The following is a 15,995-nucleotide window of genomic DNA, read 5'->3' on the forward strand; positions in this document are numbered from 1 at the left end:
AGATGGAAGCTTATTTTAGTGCGTATCCATTAAAACCATTTATTCCATACTCAAGACAACATGCCATTATATTATTTATTGTGTTGGTGGGGATAATTTTTTTGTATCAATACCAAGATGTATTACGTCAAAGTGAGTGGAATATAACGGTTCGATATGCGATTGCATTTCTATTTGTAGGAAGTGAAATTGGGCTTCATATGTGGGAATGGGAAGCAGGTATTTTTGAGCTAGGCACTTCATTACCATTTGAGTTATGTACGATAAGTTTATTGTTAGCATCGATTATGATTGTAACGAAAAGTTATAGAATATATGAGATTGTGTTTTTTACAGGAATTATCGGTGCATCACAAGCTATTTTAACGCCAAACTTGCAATACGCTTTTCCACATTTTCGCTTTATAGAATTCTTCATTGCACATGTATTACTCATTTGGGCACCGCTCTTTATGACGTGGGTAGAAGGATATAGACCGACCTTGCAATCGATTAAGCGTACGATGATATTTTTAAACATAGTAATTCCAATCGTTTCATTCGTGAATTATAAAACGGGCGGTAATTATATGTTTTTAGCTCATAAGCCAGAAACTGCTTCATTACTCGATATGCTAGGGCCGTATCCTTATTATATTATTTCATTAGAAATTGCAGCGCTTATTGGATGTTTCATTTTGTATATGCCGTTTGCGAAAAGAGAAGAGCATGTGCATAAAAAATCGCTAGGATCATAACCTAGCGATTTTTTATGTTTAAAATATTTACAATTCAGAAAAATAAGAATAAAATTAGAGGGTAAATTATATATAGAGAGAAGGGAAAACGTGGTCAAAAAAGTTTTTCTGAATGGGATGGAAATGACAATTCAATTTATCATTTCAATTTTGGGTATTATTTTTTTAGGGGCACTGCCGAAATTATTTTATGGATTTGAGCTGAATGTATCAGCGTACATACAGAGTCTAAAAGAAGTATTTGCGAACTTAATGGATATCTCCAATTTGCAATATGTGAGAGATAAATTTTTATTTCCACAGTTGTTTGTCCATTATAAAGAAACGATTGTTATTTTTTTAGCTGCATTTTGCATTTCGTTATTTGTAGCATTTTGTATCGTTTATATGATTATGAGTAGTTCACCGCGTATACAGCACCGAATTAAATCATTTCTCATCTTTCTAGAATCCATTCCAGACATTCTTCTTATTTTAGGATCACAAATTTTAGTTATATGGTTTTTTAAACAAACAGGTTTTTTACCTTTTCAAATTGCGTCAATCGGAGGCGAGTCGATTAGAGGATTGCCAATATTTTGTTTGAGTATACCGACTACGATTATGTTTGTAAAAATGTTAGTGCTTCGTTTTGAAAATGAGCTGGAAAAAGATTATGTATTATTTGCTAAGGCGAAAGGGCTGGATCGTTTTCATATTTTAAATCGTCATATTTTACGAAATGTGTTGCTTAGTACACTTTTCTTTGCGAAAACGAATGTTTTTTTTATGTTATCTAATTTATATATTATAGAATGGATTTTTAATACGGGTGGTATTTTTATGTTTTTGAAATCGTATGAGGGTATTAGGGTTGAGGTTTTCATCGTTAGTGTGCTGCTTATTTATATTCCGATTTTTATTTTATTCAAATTGTTTCATTATCTCATTCCAGCTGCGATGAAGGAGAGATTATAATATGTGGACGTATATAAAACGCGATAAAAGGTTTTGGATAAGCATTGGGTTTCTTCTCATATTAGTTCTTTTGAGCATCGGAAATATGATATGGAATGATGGACAGATTAAAAAAGTTACACTGCAATATGATGCGTCAGGAAACCCAGAAGTGCCACCATTTTCACCTTCATTACAATTTTTACTCGGGACAGACTGGAAAGGATATGACCTTTTACATTTAGTCATTGAAGGCGCGAAGTGGACGATTGGTATATCTATTTTAATTGCGGCACTTAGAATGGTAATAGGTGTGTTTTTTGGTGTTGTACTCGGAACGTACATAAAAAGAGGGTTTTCAAAAATCGAGGCTTTTTTTGATAGTTTTACAGTTATTCCAACAGTTATGATTGCGTATTTCTTTCTCCAATCTGTGAATACCTTTGGAAGTGGAGAGGAAACAACAACTTTCTTTGAAAGGGCTTCGTTTCAAGTTGTATTACTTGTAATGCTTGTGATGCCAGTTATTGCACTGTATGTTGCGAAAGAAGTTCGTAAATTACAAACGGAAGAATTTATTGATGCCGCGCGCATATTAGGTGGATCAAGAAGACACATTGTTATAAAGCATCTTTTTCCGCACCTATATATGACGTTTATACTTGTATTTCTTCAGCAGTTTACGCAGACTCTTACTATTTTACTGCACTTAGGGTTACTGGAAGTATTCTTTGGCGGAACTGTTAAGTTTTTAGGACCGGTAGAAGAAATAGACTCTTACACACATGAATGGTCAGGTTTAATTGGAGTTTATTTTAGATCATTAACAGTGCATCCGTGGATTCCTCTCGTTCCAATTACATTTTTTGGACTTACTATCTTTTCAGGAAATATGATTGTGAAAAGCATAGAAGAAGCGATGATGAAAGTAAGGTTAGGCGGTGAGATAAAGAAGACAGATGTAGAAAAGGAACAACCTGCTGTGCAGTCAAAAGAAGAGCTATTTACGTTTAAACATACGATGTGAAAATAAAAAAGAAGCAAGCATAATCAATGCTTGCTTCTTTCTATTTTGCAGAAACTTCACCTTCAGCTTCTGTTTGCGGAATACAGTATCCGATTATACCACCGATTATTGCCGGAACGATCCAGCCTATTCCTAAGTTATAAAAAGGAATAGTGTGTACGATATTAGCGATAAAGTTTGGAATCATTCCCACATTATCAAGTGCATGAATACAGCTAATAATGAATGCCGCGATCATCGCTCCGATATAGACAGAAGGTTTACGTTTCGTATATTTATCAATAAATGATACGAAAATTAAAATGATGGTAATTGGATATAAAATAATTAATACAGGTAATGTAATTTTAATTAATAAGCTTAAGCCTAAGTTTGAAATGATGAAGCTAAAGATACAAACGTATAGTACCAGTTTCTTGTATGAAACATTCGTTAACACTGTTGCGAAATAGTTTGCGAATGCACTTACAACACCGATTGCAGTCGTTAAACAAGCAAAGATAATTGCGATACTTAATAAAACATTCCCGCTTGTCCCAAAGAATTGATACATAACAGTAGCTAATAGCTGACCGCCGTTTTCAAATTGTCCTAAGTTTCCGTTTGAAGCGCCAATATAACCGAGTAAGAAATAAACAATTGTTAAGAAAAGGGCAGCAATGCTTCCGCAAATAATTGTATATTTCGCAATCGATTTCTTATCTTGTATACCGTTTTGACGAATTGCATTTACAACAATCGTTGATAATACGAGTGCTCCAATTGCATCTAAAGTTAAAAATCCTTCAAGAAATCCTTTGAAAAACGGGATGTCTTTGTAGTCACCGATAGGCTCAGTGAATGATCCTGGTGAAAGAATTGCCTTTGTTGCCATAATTGCAATAATTACAAGTAAAATTGGCGTTAATATTTTACCGATATGATCTACTAATTTGGATGGATTTAATGATAGGAAGTAAACGACTGTAAAGAAAATAGCGCTAAAAACTAACATAGAATACCATTGATCTGGGAAAAGTGGTGCGATTCCAATTTCGTAAGATACAGTTCCAGTTCGTGGAATAACAAATAGTGGGCCGATTGAAAGATAAATAATGATAGCGAATACTGCTGCGAATTTTGGATGAACACGGCTTGCTAAAGTATTAAAACTACCACCGGCAAGGGCAACAGCCACGATAGCTAGTAAAGATAAACCGACATCTGTAATAATAAATCCTGTAATGGAAATCCACATGTTTTCTCCGGAAGAAAGGCCGAGAAGGGGCGGGAAAATCATATTACCAGCACCGAAGAAAACTGCGAATAGCAATAAACTAATCGAAAGTATTTGCGCTGGTTTTAAAGTTGTACGCATATAAAGAAAATCCTCCTAATGAGTGTTTTTGTCGAAAATTCAAATAATTTGTCGAGTAACTGTTATTATTTTAAAGGTCTGATGACTAGAAAGCAAGAGGGAATTTTAAAAATATTTTAAAATAATGCGTAAAATTGAATAAATATACTATTTATATGTTAATGAGGAAGGATTTTACTTTTAACGTAAAAAAACACATATCGCTAGGATATGTGTATTAAAAATAAATTTGTCTATCACGTTCTTCTTTTAAAATTTCTACAGCCTCTCGGAAACGTTGTGAATGGACAATTTCTCGTTCGCGTAAAAAGCGTAAGCTATCATTTATATCGGGATCGTCTGATAAATCAATTAGCCATTGATAAGTCGCTCGTGCTTTTTCTTCAGCTGCAATATCCTCGTATAAATCTGCGATAGGGTCTCCTTTTGCTTGAATGTAAGTAGCAGTAAAAGGAACACCACCTGCATTATGATAAAACAAAGCGCTGTCATGATTCGCATAATGCGCGTCTAATCCGGCAGCTTTCATTTGTTCAGGTGTTGCATCTTTTGTTAATTTATAAATCATTGTAGCAATCATTTCTAAATGGGCGAACTCTTCTGTACCAATATCAGTTAGTAAGCCAACGACTTTGTCAGGAATAGTATAACGCTGATTTAAGTAGCGAAGAGCAGCAGCTAGTTCGCCGTCCGCACCACCGTACTGTTCAACTAGTAATCTTGCGAGTGCTGGATTACAAGTACTCACTTTAACAGGATATTGTAATTTTTTTTCATAAATCCACATAAATCTATACCTCCTTAGCAATGCATTATTATTATTATTAAGCCTATTGAGTAGGGCTCGTTTATTATGACTAATTAGTAGTATGGTTATTAATAATGAGTACTGCTTAAAGAAAAATTAACTTTTCTAATATGTTCTTAAGATTAAAATCCTGAATTTTTAATGTTTTTTAAAGAGGAAATTAATTAAACTTATTTAATTTGAAAATACAATAAAAGAAAACAGGCAAAAAATAAAGATAAGGGCGACAGCTAGTTTATGATGTAATTATTATATTGAAACTGATATTATAAAAAATAGGAAATATGTTTATAGGAGGTGCGAAATGAGTGAAATTGAAAATGGAGGAGCTATTGCTATAAAAGGCTTCAACTATCAAAAAGCTTCTATTATTCTAGTAATGATTCATAATTATAAAAAAGATAACTTTAAAGTTATACCTGAATCAAGTGAAGATTTTGAAATTCAGCTTGGAGACACTACTTTTTTTATCCAGGTAAAGGGGACAAAAAAACTATCAGTAAAAAATTTGATAAAAAGAACGAAAAAGCGATCTGGCGCTATGAGTCCATCAATTATTGAAAAAAATTTAGCGCCTGGGAATGATACGGACAAAAGAAAAATATTTCTTTGGGATTTGAGTGAAAATACAAAAGATAAGCTAGTTAGCCAGATCGGGAATTTGGTTTCTCCTATATACTGTTTATCTAATGAACAAAAAGAGACTGTTAAAGAATCATTAGAACTAGATAATTCTCAAAAAAATAGACTAGATAATCAAAAAATTTATATAACGCCATTTTCAAATGATTTAGATGTAGCTTTAACTATGTTAAAAGGTGTTATGGTCAGTAGAAATTTGTTAGTTACTAACGATAGAGCTAAAATTGTCTTAGGTGAATTATCATTAGAAATAGATCAAAAAAGTGAAATATTAGTTACTAATGATAGTGATATTGAAAGAAAAGAAATTAATGGGGAATACTTGAAAAAAGTATTTATTAATATACAACAAAAAGAATTATTTGATGAAGTTCTAAATAATCTTTCAATTAATAGTGTAATGAAATATAGAATAAAAATGGAAAAGTCGCGTATTCCACTTATTTATCAGACAGTTAAAGACAACGTCAAAAAACAAGCAGATACTAGTTTAATTAAAACAAAAAGTGATGACGAAGCTATCAATTATTTCCTAGATATATTGAAAGCGGTAGCACCAGAAATAGAAAATACAGAGTTGTCTACTGCTTTGGCAATAGATTGTTTCTGTGAGTTAGGAGGGGTAAATTTATGATACTAAATTCTTTTTCCATTGTTGATTTTAAAAATAAAGAAGCAAGAAATTTTGTTTTTAAACAGGGAAATAATCTAATTGTTAGTAGTGGAAATACACAAGGTAAATCAAGTCTCTTGAAATCATTGTATTTTACATTAGGATTTGATGTAAGACAATTTCCTAGTGGATGGACTACTGATAATATGTATTTTCAATTAGAATTAGAAATAGATAATTCAAGTTATACAATCACTAGACAGAAAGATATCTTTAGAGTCAGTGATGAAGATAAGCTTATGAATGTGAAAGAATACTCAGAATGGTTACAAAAAAAAATTAACATTAATATGCAGCTAGCTAATGTTTATACAAAAAATTTACATAATGCTTATTCATCGGCAATAATTTTACCTTTTTATATTGACCAAGATGATTCGTGGGATGGTGTGATGTATCGAAGAGTATCGGATACATTAGGTCAATATACGCGCATCCCAAAAGATATATTTGAAAGTATTTTTTCTCTTTCTAATTTAGAAATAACAGAATTACAAAATAAGCTTACTAATTCTACTAAAGAAAAAAATATAGTAGAGTCTACAATAACTAATTTTTATAAAATTGTTGAAGAATATAAAGAAGAGAATATAAATGCAGCTGGTGTAGTAAAAATTGATAAAGTAGTGCTGAACAACGATATTAATCATTATTTAAGCATGGTGAATAAATTTAATGAGGAAGCAACAAAATACAAATTAAAGCTATTAAATAAGCAAGAATTGCTGGATTTACAAAAACAAGAATTATCTGAACTAGAACAACTCTTAATAATGAATAGAAAAAGATATAAGTCTATAAAAGCGGAATGTAAGTATTGTCATTCTCAACTAACTGTAGAACAATCTTTAACACGTCTTAATTTGTCAAATAATGAATTTGAGATCTCTCTTCTAAAAGATGAGGTAAAACAAGAAATTGAAAAATTCACTAAAGAAATTAAAGAATTGAGAATACAACAAGTTTCACTTGGACAAAAAATCGATGAAATTAATACAAGAATTCAAAAATCGAAAAAACTGCTGACAATAGATGATTACGTAAAAGAGTCTGCTAAAAATGAGGCTGTGAATGAAATGGAAAATCTGATTGATAAGCAAATTATAATAAAACATAACTTAGAAGAAAAAATTAAAAAACTAAGAAAACAGATTAAAGAATTAAATGAAGAAAAACAAGAGTTAAGGACATCTATTGAGAAAGACTTTGATGTATTAATTTCAAAACTAAAAGGTTCCTTGACTGGTATTAATATAAATGAATTGAAATTTCTAGACTTTAAGAAAATAGCTGGTAGTGGTATGGATAAAAATAAAAAATATCTAGCGTATTATTTAGTATATTTTAATTTATTAGAAAAATACAGTTCTTATAGAATTCCATTTTGTATGGATTCATTTATTAAAAATGAAATATCTGGAGACAATGCGAATGAAATGTTTAGTGCTATTGAAGAATATTTTTTTAGTAATGATAATCAAACGTTTTTTTCAATTGTCTCGGAAAATCTTAGACATTTAAAACATGAAAAGAAATACAATAAAATTGAAGTTGATGGAAAGCTCTTATCAAAGGATATGTATACTGAAATTAGTTCAAAGCTTACCTTTAAAGACTAAGAACAATATTGTGAGTTTGCGCAAAGCATAAAATTGTGTACATACATAAATTTTTTAAGTGATTTATATGGAGTGTTTAAATAAATCATACTCAATGAAATTGGAATGTTACATTAATGCTCAGACGACTTTAATTAAAATCAACAACCATTTTGATAAAATATCAAAGGGGCATTTGGTTTTATATCGATTTTAGCTAAGTACTGAAAAAGAAAATTATGATGTAACGAAAAGATATATTTTATAGAATTTAATCTTGATAAATAAACAAAAAACCTTCAAGTTAAGAAGGTTTTTTGTTTTAAATATTAGTGACATTTTATTCACTGTGTATTTAGAAATCATTGTCGCAATCATTTCTAAATGTGCGAATTCTTCTGTACCAATGTCGGTTAGTAATCCAACAACTTTGTCAGGAATTGTATAACTCTGATTTAAGTAGCGAAGAGCAGCAGCCAGTTCGCCATCCGCACCGCCATACTGTTCAACTAATAATTTGGCGAGTGCTGGATTACAAGTACTCACTTTAACTGGGTATTGTAATTTCTTTTCATAAATCCACATAGTTTCTCTCCTTTATATTTGCCAGGGCCAAGGGCCTTTGCTCCATTCCCATGGAGCGTTAGAATAACTGTTTCCAAACTGCTGAAGTGGTCCGTATCTTTCTTCAATTTTTTGTTTTAATACTCTTCGTTTATAAGAAAAATCGTTGAATTGATTTATAGCTGCAGTATCGTCGGGATGCGTATCTAAATAGAGAGTAAGTTCAACTAATACAAAGTCTAATTCTTGCAGCTCTTCAATCCATTTGTAATATTCATCAGGCAATGTTTGTGTCACGTTTTTATTCACCGTCCTTTTTTGTAAGGATTTTCATAATAATCATAAAAAGCAGGCCATAAAGTCCCTTTTCTTAAAGCTTCTTTTGGTGTGAATTGGGGTAAATTAGTTGGTTGGAAACCCATATATAAGTGCGGGGGAGTTGAGTAATATTTCTTTCCAATTGGAGGACAAGGGTCTTTGGGACTGTGGTAAGGTATGTAAGATTTCATGAATTTATCCATGTTACACTCCTCCTTTATAAATGAAATATTCATCACTACGTATTGTATTCGTACATAATTGTAAATTATGACTCATATAGAAAACTAATAGAGACAGGGGGAGTGCGGATGGGAAGTATTACAACATGTATTGTATTAGAATCTAAAAACTTAAAGGAAACATTATATTTTTATGAAGGAATTCTAGGATTTAAACCGAGCAAGGAGAGACCACAATTACGTGTAACAGGTGTTTGGTATGATGTTGGTTCAACGAGAATTTGTTTTGTGGTAAATCGGAATTTACGAGGGCGAGAGAAGGTTGCTAATTCTTCGTGTGAATTAATAACCTTTTCAATTCTTGATATGGAAAAAGTAAAGAGAAAATTACAGTTTTATAAAATATCTTTTGCGGAAGAACAGCATGCGGATGGGGTGGTAATTACTCTTTATGATCCAGATTGCTATAAGCTTCAAATTTCATCAGAGGCATGAGTAATCATAGGGGGGATAGCGTGGATAGAATGTATGAAGAAAGCGCACTGTTTGAACATAAATTTTGGCTCAAAGTTCTCGGGGATCATGCTCAGTTTTTACTAGATGCTTTAGCTCCACAGGAGAAAGAAGATATAGAGAAAGCCACCTATTTTGTAGGGGAATTCACGAAATTTTTAAATGAAATTCATACTGTAAATTTTATTGCATTTTCAAAAGATGCAGAACAAGCTGCAGAGGAGATTCGAGCATTTAAATTAAATATTATACAAAAGCAATTGGAAGGTAAAATTGTAATTCATTTTACTCCGACTTTTATTAATCATATGGTAAATGAAGTGGAGGAATATATAACAGTATTAGAATACTTAGGGAGGGGAGAAGTCCCGCCCATTTTTCATGAACTACACTATCATCTCGCGTGGTTAACGGATGCAGCAGGGCATGCTGGTTCTATTTCAGGCGGATTAGATGTTGTGGAAAAAAGATTGAAGGAGAAAAGTGATTTGTTCGCTAAACATTTTGAACAATTTTATTTAAAAGCAGTTGAAATGACAGGTTATTTACGGGCAGAACTGAAACATTTTCCAGCTTTGAAGAAGTTTACAAAAGACGTTTCACTAGAGCTAAAGTTATTCTCGCATTTCCTTCGAGAAGTAGAAGAATTAGAGTTGTCTGAGCAAATATTAAGTTCATTATCAGCCAGGATGGCGGATCATATGGCGAGGGAGGAGTGTTACTATTTATTGAAGTTAGCACAATCCTCAGGGTTAGAGATACCGAAATGTAATCCGCTTTAAAAATAGATTGTAGGGAAGAATAAGCAGACAAATTGTAACAGTGATAGAAGTATGTGAACAGGTTTCATTATGAAAAAAATATTGACAAGCCCCTCCAAATATCTTAATGTGATTGTATAAAATTGTGTATCTAAAGGGGAGTAACTTATTACAGTAAAGTCGTCATTACAGGGAGAAACCCTCGGCTTTATTGGCAACGTTTTGTTGTTAGTGAGACCTTTACCAGCAATGGTAAAGGCCCCTTATTGTCTTTTTTAGGACCCTTACCATATTTGGTAGGGTCCTTTTTGTATACAAAGAGAGGAGCTAGAAAATGAAAAAACTTATTAGTAGATTAAGAGTTGTATTTCATGTCCGCCGTTTTGTTTCATTCCTATTTGACTTTTTCACTTCAAAAGAGGTTTCCATAAAGAAGAAAATTTTATCTATTGCTTTTTTAGTTGGGTATGTTGCGATGCCACTCGACTTCATTCCAGACTTCTTGCCGTTTATTGGTATTTTAGATGACATTGGAATTGTGTTATTCATTTTGAATCGAATCGTAAAGATGGCACCAGTTCAATTGCAAGAAAAGCATAATGTGAATATAGGATAGGGGGTTAAAAGTATGGAGCAAATTATTTTAGATATAATTGAGTATTTAAAGCAGTTTTCTTATTTTGGAGTTGTGTTAGCTTTAACTTTTGAGTTTATTCCAGCAGAGGTAGTTTTGCCGCTTGTTGGGTATTGGGTGTACGAGGGAGATATGAATTTTTGGCTTGCGGTGTTAGCCGGAACACTTGGTGGAACGACAGGACCATTAACGTTATATGCGCTCGGTTATTACGGCGGGCGCCCTGTATTGGTGAAATACGGTAAATATTTCTTCATTAAAGAAGAACAAATTCAAAAAGCAGATGATTTCTTTGAGAAATATGGACCGGTTGTAGCATTTGTTGGACGCTTCGTCCCGGGAGTTCGAACGCTTATTTCCATTCCGTGTGGTATGGCGAAAATGAACATATGGAAATTTAGCATATATACATTTGTAGCAATGTTCCCGTTAACGACTTTGTATATTTATTTTGGAATGAAATTAGGTCCGCATTGGGAAAAAGCAGCGGGTGTTGTTGGACAATATATGTTACCTATATTAGTCGTCGTTCTTATTGTTGTAGGTAGTATCTTTATCTATAAATTTATGAAAAAACGAAATAAAACTGAATCTATTTAGTTTATTTTGCTATTTGCGGGCAGTAAGATTCCCACCTCAAAACTTAGCTGTAAGGCAAAGTTTTGAGGTGGGAGTTTTACTTTACATTATGATGTGATTATTTTTGGAAATAGATGAATAGTACAGGCAAAAGACTCTGCAGGACATACACATATAAGGAATAAAAAAGAAAGAAGGGAAAGACTATGTCTTGTGAATGCTCAGGAACAGTTTTAACGTGTTGTCCAGATGATAGTAGCAATTTTGTACAAGATAAAGTTTGTAATCCATGGTCTAGTGCTGCAGCTAGTACATTTACTGTGTATACGAATAATGTAAACCAAAATATTGTTGGAACGGGTTATTTAACTTACGATGTTGGACCAGGAGTTAGTCCTGCAAACCAAATTACAGTGACAGTACTGGGCTCAGGCGGAGGAACAATTCAAACGTTTACCGTTTCTGAAGGAACAAGTATTTCGTTCACGTTTCGTCGTTTTGATATTATTCAAATTACGACGCCAGCTACTCCATTAGGAACTTATCAAGGAGAGTTTTGTATTACTACACGTTATTTAATTTCATAGAGAGGGGAAAAATAAGATGGGGAATTGTAGTACTAATCTTTCATGCTGTGCAAATTCGCAAAAAACGATTGTTCAAGATAAAGTTTGTATTGATTGGACTGCAGCAGCTGCTGCTGAAGTGATTTATGCAGATAATATTGCTCAAGATATTTATGCATCGGGGTATTTGAAAGTAGCTACTGGTACTGGTCCTGTTACAATTGTGTTTTATAGTGGTGGGATAGCAGGGACTGCGGTAGAAACAATTGTTGTTGCAAGTGGAAGTAGCGCATCTTTTACAGTTCGTCGTTTTGATACTGTTACAATTCTTGGGACAGCAGCTGCAGAAACGGGAGAATTTTGCATGACGATTCGTTATGCTTTATCATAGGATATTATAATATTAAAATAAAAAAACGTGCAAACTATTTCGTAGTTTGCACGTTTTTTAGTGAACTTTTGGATATTTTACAAAAGTAATAGTTGTTTGTAGATAAAAATAATGCAATCATACGCAATCTCGCTTTGATCTGCAATAAGTGAGTTGAAAACAATAGCGTCCCTCTATATAAATAGAAGGATCTGTTGGAATATCTATTATCGAAACAGATTGTAAATTAGATCCTGTGTATGAAAATGTATTACCTGGTAAAACGGTGAAAGTACTTATATTATTGCCTACTATTTGCACGAATAAAGCATTTGCACTATTCCTATTGTTATATACAGATATAGTGCCGGAAACTGAAATAACTCCATCGGATTCCCAAATTTTTAATGTTGGATAGGTTTGTTTTAGTTGTCTTTGAGAAACTGGGATAAAATCATTTGAGATAAAGATATTACCGGCGAATTCATTTGTAACAAGTTCAGCATTGCAGGTAGGGGGTGGTGGAATTGGAGGGCAAGGACATGTTGGCTGACAGATGATAGATAAAGGAGCAAAGCAACCAATATTTTTATGGGGTTTCAATAGGATTCCCTCCTTTTGAAATGTTATTTACTATTATTAAATGTAACAGCATGGCCGATGTGTTAAGAATGGACAAAAAAAATAAAATCGTGATAGTTTCATAGGCTCATACCTCGTAATAGTTTTTATAGGGAAAAGTTAGTTGTCTATTAGACAAAAAGTGCTTGTTTCATGTAAATGTGGCAGTTCACATAAAGATAACTGTATATTTACAAAAATTAAACAAATTTTATTTTTAATTTAAACGAAGTTAATATACGTTCGATACAATAATCATTGTAATTAATTTATTATATGAGGAGGATTTACGTGGAAAGAACTGCTTTAAGAAAAGTAAAAGGACTTATTGGATTATTAATGGTTTTTGTATTAGCATTCGTGTCATTTCCGTGGAGTACGTCGGTTAAAGCGGAAGGGAAAAAGCAAGAAAAGGCACCAAGTGAGAAGAAAATCGTTTTCCCAGTTGTAAGTGATGTGCATATTAAAGATAGTGGAACAGATGATACGTTCCGCTGGAAAAGAGCGATTGAGCAATTTAATACGCTTGCACCAAAGCAAGATGCGTTTGTCATTGTAGGTGATTTTACTGATTCGGGTTCAGTAAAGCAATACGATCGTTTCATGCAAGTGTATAGCGAAAATGCAAATAAAGATGCGGTACGAATGAATTCTCTAGGTAATCATGATTATTGGAACGGCTTATCTGTAGAGGGAGCACAGAAGCGTTTCTTAGAAAAGACAGGAATGGAATCGATTTATTATCATAAAGTGGTAAAAGGGTATCATTTCCTTGTTATGTCTCCAGAGGATGGGACAACACATGGCTATTATTCGGACAAGCAAATTAATTGGTTAAAAGAAGAAATGGCAAAGGCACAAAAAGATGATCCAGAAAAACCGATTTTTGTGTTTTTACATCAACATATTAAAGATACAGTGTACGGTAGCCAAGAATGGGGAACGAAAGATAGTGCAAAAATTAATGCGGTGTTAAAAGAGTACCCACAAGTCATTACGTTTTCAGGTCATTCACATTATCCATTAGATGATCCAAGATCGATTCATCAAAAAGACTTTACGTCTGTTGGCACATCTTCTGTAAGTTATATGGAAGTTGAAGGTGGTAAAGTACAAGGAAATATCCCGCCAGGAGCTAGCACATTAAGTCAAGGTTTATTAGTAGAAGTAGATGATAAAGAAGTAACAATTAATCGCCGTGATTTCCATACAAATTCTTGGACAGGCGAGCCATGGAAAATTCAGTTGCCATCAAAGAAAGAAACATTTACGCATGTAGAAGATCGTGATAAAGAAAAGCCATCTTTTGCGAAAGATGCGAAATTGTCAGTATCAAATGTAACGGAAAACGCAGCAACAGTAACATTCCCACAAGCGGTGGACAACCTTCTTGTTCATTCTTATCGTGTACAAGCGAAGGATAAACAAACGGGTGAGATTAAAAATAAGTTATTAGCATTCTCAGAGTTTTATCGTGATCCAGTTCCAAAAGAGCTTACATTTACACTTGCAGGATTAGATGGCGGGAAAGCATACACACTTGAAGTAGTTGCAATTGATTCGTTTGGCAATGAAAGCGTGCAACCGTTAACGGCAGAAATCACAACGAAAAAAGATGATATTGATCCGAATGTAAAAGTGCCAAAGGCAGACATTTTTGATGTGAATTTCTTAGATGGTACATTTAAAGACAACTCACCGTTTGGAATAAAAGGTGATGTGAAAGGGAATGTATCTATTGCATATGATAAAGCTTTAAAAACAAATGTAATGAAATTAAATGGAAAAGCAAATACATTTGGGTATCTTCCATTTTCAGCAGCACAAAAAGAAAAAGTAGCAAATTCATTTACGTTAGAAACTGTATTTTCAATGAATGAAATTCGCGGACAAGGTATTTTGCAAAATACAGAGAGTGGTGGAATTGGTTTTGAGTCTACAGGAAGTGGCTATGTAGAATTATGGGCTCATATTGGCGGAAGCTATAAACGTGTTGGCGTTCAATTAGAAGCAAACAAAACGTATCATTTAACAGGAACGTATAACGGAAGTGAAGTAGCAATTTATGTAGATGGTAAAAAAGTAAATAGTCAGCCAGCTAGTGGGAAAGTGTATCATCCGAACGTGCCATTTGCACTTGGTGCAGATCCAGATAGCAACGGAAATGGCGGTATTCCGTTAAATGGACAAATTGCGCTCGCAAAATTATATAGTAAAGCATTAAGTTCTTCAGAAGTAGTAGCAGCATATAACGAGTTTTCTAATCGTACAAAATTAGAGCAAGTAAATGCGTTATATGAAGAGATTGCGAAAGTGAAAGAAGTATTGGCAGGTACTTATGAATTTGGTGAAAAGCCAGGTCAATATTCACAAGAAGCTTTCAAAGAATTACAAAAAAACTATGACAATGCTAAGAAAGTGTTTGGGAATATGACAAGTACAGGAGAACAATTTGTTCAAATGTATAATGAATTAAAAACAGCAAACCAAACATTCGTACAATCAAAAGTGGCAGAAGAACAGCCAAAAACACCGAAAGAAAAATTACAAGTGAATGTTGAATTTGCAAAAGCTTTAGTAAAGAAAGCACAAGATGGAAATATAAAAGACGGTTCAGTTAAATCATTAAGTCAAAAAATCACTGTTGCAGAAGTTGTGTTAAAAGATAAAAATGTAAAAGATGAGTATGTTGAATCAATGAATCGTACGTTAGAGAATGCTATTTCACTGGTTGAAAAAAGTATCAACAAGTAAGGTATAACAAAAAGAAGCTTATCATGATAGGCTTCTTTTTTGTTATACTAAAAGTAGTATAGAAAAAGGGAGCGAATAATTTGGAAGAGAAAAAGCTAAAAAGAATTCTTGAATATGTATGGATCGCCGTTGTGCTCCTTGTAGGATATTATTTATTAAAAGATAAAAGTATATGGGTTCTATTTTTAATGACATTTTTATTAGCGGGACTAGGAACGCTATTTATTAACTTTTTCTTTGATAGTGTAAACGCATGGAGAAAGAAAAAGAAAGAGGCGAAGTAAGGGGGAAGAAGTATACAAAAGTTGCAGGTTATGTACTAACTTGCATCGGTATATTTTTCCCGCTATTAACG

At 33.1% G+C, this 15,995-nt stretch carries 18 protein-coding genes and 1 pseudogene; 13 read left to right on the plus strand and 6 right to left on the minus strand.

Going from position 1 to position 15,995, the window contains the following annotated elements:
* Window positions 1-2: 2 nt before the first annotated feature.
* The 3 genes from EXW56_RS04105 to EXW56_RS04115 all read left to right on the plus strand — a co-directional run bounded on the left by EXW56_RS04105 (window position 3) and on the right by EXW56_RS04115 (window position 2,700).
* Complete coding sequence (locus EXW56_RS04105) at window positions 3-737, plus strand: YwaF family protein (RefSeq protein WP_002201669.1); 735 nt, start codon at window positions 3-5, stop codon at window positions 735-737.
* A gap of 90 nt (window positions 738-827) precedes the next feature.
* Window positions 828-1,694, plus strand: a complete 867-nt coding sequence (locus EXW56_RS04110) for an ABC transporter permease subunit (RefSeq protein ID WP_215597197.1) — start codon at window positions 828-830, stop codon at window positions 1,692-1,694.
* Window position 1,695: 1 nt separating this feature from the next.
* Window positions 1,696-2,700: an ABC transporter permease gene (locus EXW56_RS04115; protein WP_215597198.1), complete on the plus strand. Its 1,005-nt coding sequence runs from the start codon at window positions 1,696-1,698 to the stop codon at window positions 2,698-2,700.
* Between the two features lie 40 nt (window positions 2,701-2,740).
* On the opposite strand, the gene brnQ2 is transcribed toward EXW56_RS04115, so the two are convergent.
* Together brnQ2 and cotJC (EXW56_RS04125) are read right to left on the minus strand one after the other, a co-directional pair.
* Window positions 2,741-4,057: a branched-chain amino acid transport system II carrier protein BrnQ2 gene (brnQ2, locus tag EXW56_RS04120; protein ID WP_215597199.1), complete on the minus strand. Its 1,317-nt coding sequence runs from the start codon at window positions 4,055-4,057 to the stop codon at window positions 2,741-2,743.
* A 217-nt stretch (window positions 4,058-4,274) separates the two neighbouring features.
* Window positions 4,275-4,844 (minus strand): spore coat protein CotJC, encoded by a 570-nt coding sequence (gene cotJC / locus EXW56_RS04125; RefSeq protein ID WP_002140479.1) that lies wholly within the window; start codon window positions 4,842-4,844, stop codon window positions 4,275-4,277.
* Window positions 4,845-5,169: 325 nt separating this feature from the next.
* Here cotJC (EXW56_RS04125) and EXW56_RS04130 point away from each other — a divergent pair, with 325 nt between their 5' ends.
* Both EXW56_RS04130 and EXW56_RS04135 read left to right on the plus strand, forming a co-directional pair.
* The gene (locus EXW56_RS04130) at window positions 5,170-6,141 is read left to right on the plus strand and encodes a dsDNA nuclease domain-containing protein (RefSeq protein WP_215597200.1); all 972 of its coding nucleotides are present in this window, start codon (window positions 5,170-5,172) and stop codon (window positions 6,139-6,141) included.
* Window positions 6,138-7,799, plus strand: a complete 1,662-nt coding sequence (locus tag EXW56_RS04135) for a coiled-coil domain-containing protein (RefSeq protein WP_215597201.1) — start codon at window positions 6,138-6,140, stop codon at window positions 7,797-7,799. Before EXW56_RS04130 ends, EXW56_RS04135 begins: the two co-directional genes overlap by 4 nt.
* A 327-nt stretch (window positions 7,800-8,126) precedes the next feature.
* On the opposite strand, the pseudogene cotJC (EXW56_RS04140) reads toward EXW56_RS04135, so the two are convergent.
* From cotJC (EXW56_RS04140) to EXW56_RS04150, 3 genes and pseudogenes are all read right to left on the minus strand, one after another.
* Window positions 8,127-8,363, minus strand: a pseudogene (cotJC, locus tag EXW56_RS04140) (spore coat protein CotJC); the annotation flags it as partial.
* Window positions 8,364-8,375: 12 nt separating this feature from the next.
* The gene (locus EXW56_RS04145; protein ID WP_000194952.1) at window positions 8,376-8,639 is read right to left on the minus strand and encodes a spore coat protein CotJB; all 264 of its coding nucleotides are present in this window, start codon (window positions 8,637-8,639) and stop codon (window positions 8,376-8,378) included.
* 8 nt (window positions 8,640-8,647) lie between these two features.
* Window positions 8,648-8,863, minus strand: coding sequence for a spore coat associated protein CotJA (locus EXW56_RS04150; protein ID WP_002201665.1), 216 nt, complete (start codon window positions 8,861-8,863; stop codon window positions 8,648-8,650).
* A gap of 108 nt (window positions 8,864-8,971) precedes the next feature.
* Between EXW56_RS04150 and EXW56_RS04155 the strand changes: the two genes are divergently transcribed.
* The 6 genes from EXW56_RS04155 to EXW56_RS04180 all read left to right on the plus strand — a co-directional run bounded on the left by EXW56_RS04155 (window position 8,972) and on the right by EXW56_RS04180 (window position 12,286).
* Window positions 8,972-9,337, plus strand: coding sequence for a VOC family protein (locus EXW56_RS04155; RefSeq protein ID WP_002201664.1), 366 nt, complete (start codon window positions 8,972-8,974; stop codon window positions 9,335-9,337).
* Window positions 9,334-10,137: a DUF2935 domain-containing protein gene (locus EXW56_RS04160; RefSeq protein WP_002201663.1), complete on the plus strand. Its 804-nt coding sequence runs from the start codon at window positions 9,334-9,336 to the stop codon at window positions 10,135-10,137. Before EXW56_RS04155 ends, EXW56_RS04160 begins: the two co-directional genes overlap by 4 nt.
* Before the next feature lie 313 nt (window positions 10,138-10,450).
* Entirely contained in the window at window positions 10,451-10,732 is a 282-nt protein-coding gene (locus EXW56_RS04165) for a YkvA family protein (RefSeq protein WP_215597202.1), read from the plus strand.
* Window positions 10,733-10,744: 12 nt separating this feature from the next.
* On the plus strand, window positions 10,745-11,350 hold the full coding sequence (locus tag EXW56_RS04170; protein WP_002203339.1) for a DedA family protein: 606 nt from the start codon (window positions 10,745-10,747) through the stop codon (window positions 11,348-11,350).
* 185 nt (window positions 11,351-11,535) lie between these two features.
* Window positions 11,536-11,916 carry a DUF3992 domain-containing protein gene (locus tag EXW56_RS04175; protein WP_002201661.1) on the plus strand — a complete coding sequence of 127 codons (381 nt, stop codon included), beginning with the start codon at window positions 11,536-11,538 and terminating at the stop codon, window positions 11,914-11,916.
* A 16-nt stretch (window positions 11,917-11,932) separates the two neighbouring features.
* Window positions 11,933-12,286 carry a DUF3992 domain-containing protein gene (locus tag EXW56_RS04180; RefSeq protein WP_002201660.1) on the plus strand — a complete coding sequence of 118 codons (354 nt, stop codon included), beginning with the start codon at window positions 11,933-11,935 and terminating at the stop codon, window positions 12,284-12,286.
* 117 nt (window positions 12,287-12,403) lie between these two features.
* Here EXW56_RS04180 and EXW56_RS04185 read toward each other — a convergent pair whose 3' ends face one another.
* On the minus strand, window positions 12,404-12,868 hold the full coding sequence (locus EXW56_RS04185) for an S-Ena type endospore appendage (protein ID WP_002201659.1): 465 nt from the start codon (window positions 12,866-12,868) through the stop codon (window positions 12,404-12,406).
* Window positions 12,869-13,177: 309 nt separating this feature from the next.
* Here EXW56_RS04185 and EXW56_RS04190 point away from each other — a divergent pair, with 309 nt between their 5' ends.
* The gene (locus EXW56_RS04190; RefSeq protein WP_215597203.1) at window positions 13,178-15,640 is read left to right on the plus strand and encodes a LamG-like jellyroll fold domain-containing protein; all 2,463 of its coding nucleotides are present in this window, start codon (window positions 13,178-13,180) and stop codon (window positions 15,638-15,640) included.
* An 80-nt stretch (window positions 15,641-15,720) separates the two neighbouring features.
* On the plus strand, window positions 15,721-15,924 hold the full coding sequence (locus tag EXW56_RS04195) for a hypothetical protein (protein WP_002201657.1): 204 nt from the start codon (window positions 15,721-15,723) through the stop codon (window positions 15,922-15,924).
* Window positions 15,925-15,995: the final 71 nt, after the last annotated feature.

Origin of the sequence: Bacillus mycoides, from assembly GCF_018742245.1 — a bacterium.
GTDB classification, from domain to species: Bacteria; Bacillota; Bacilli; order Bacillales; family Bacillaceae_G; genus Bacillus_A; species Bacillus_A cereus_U.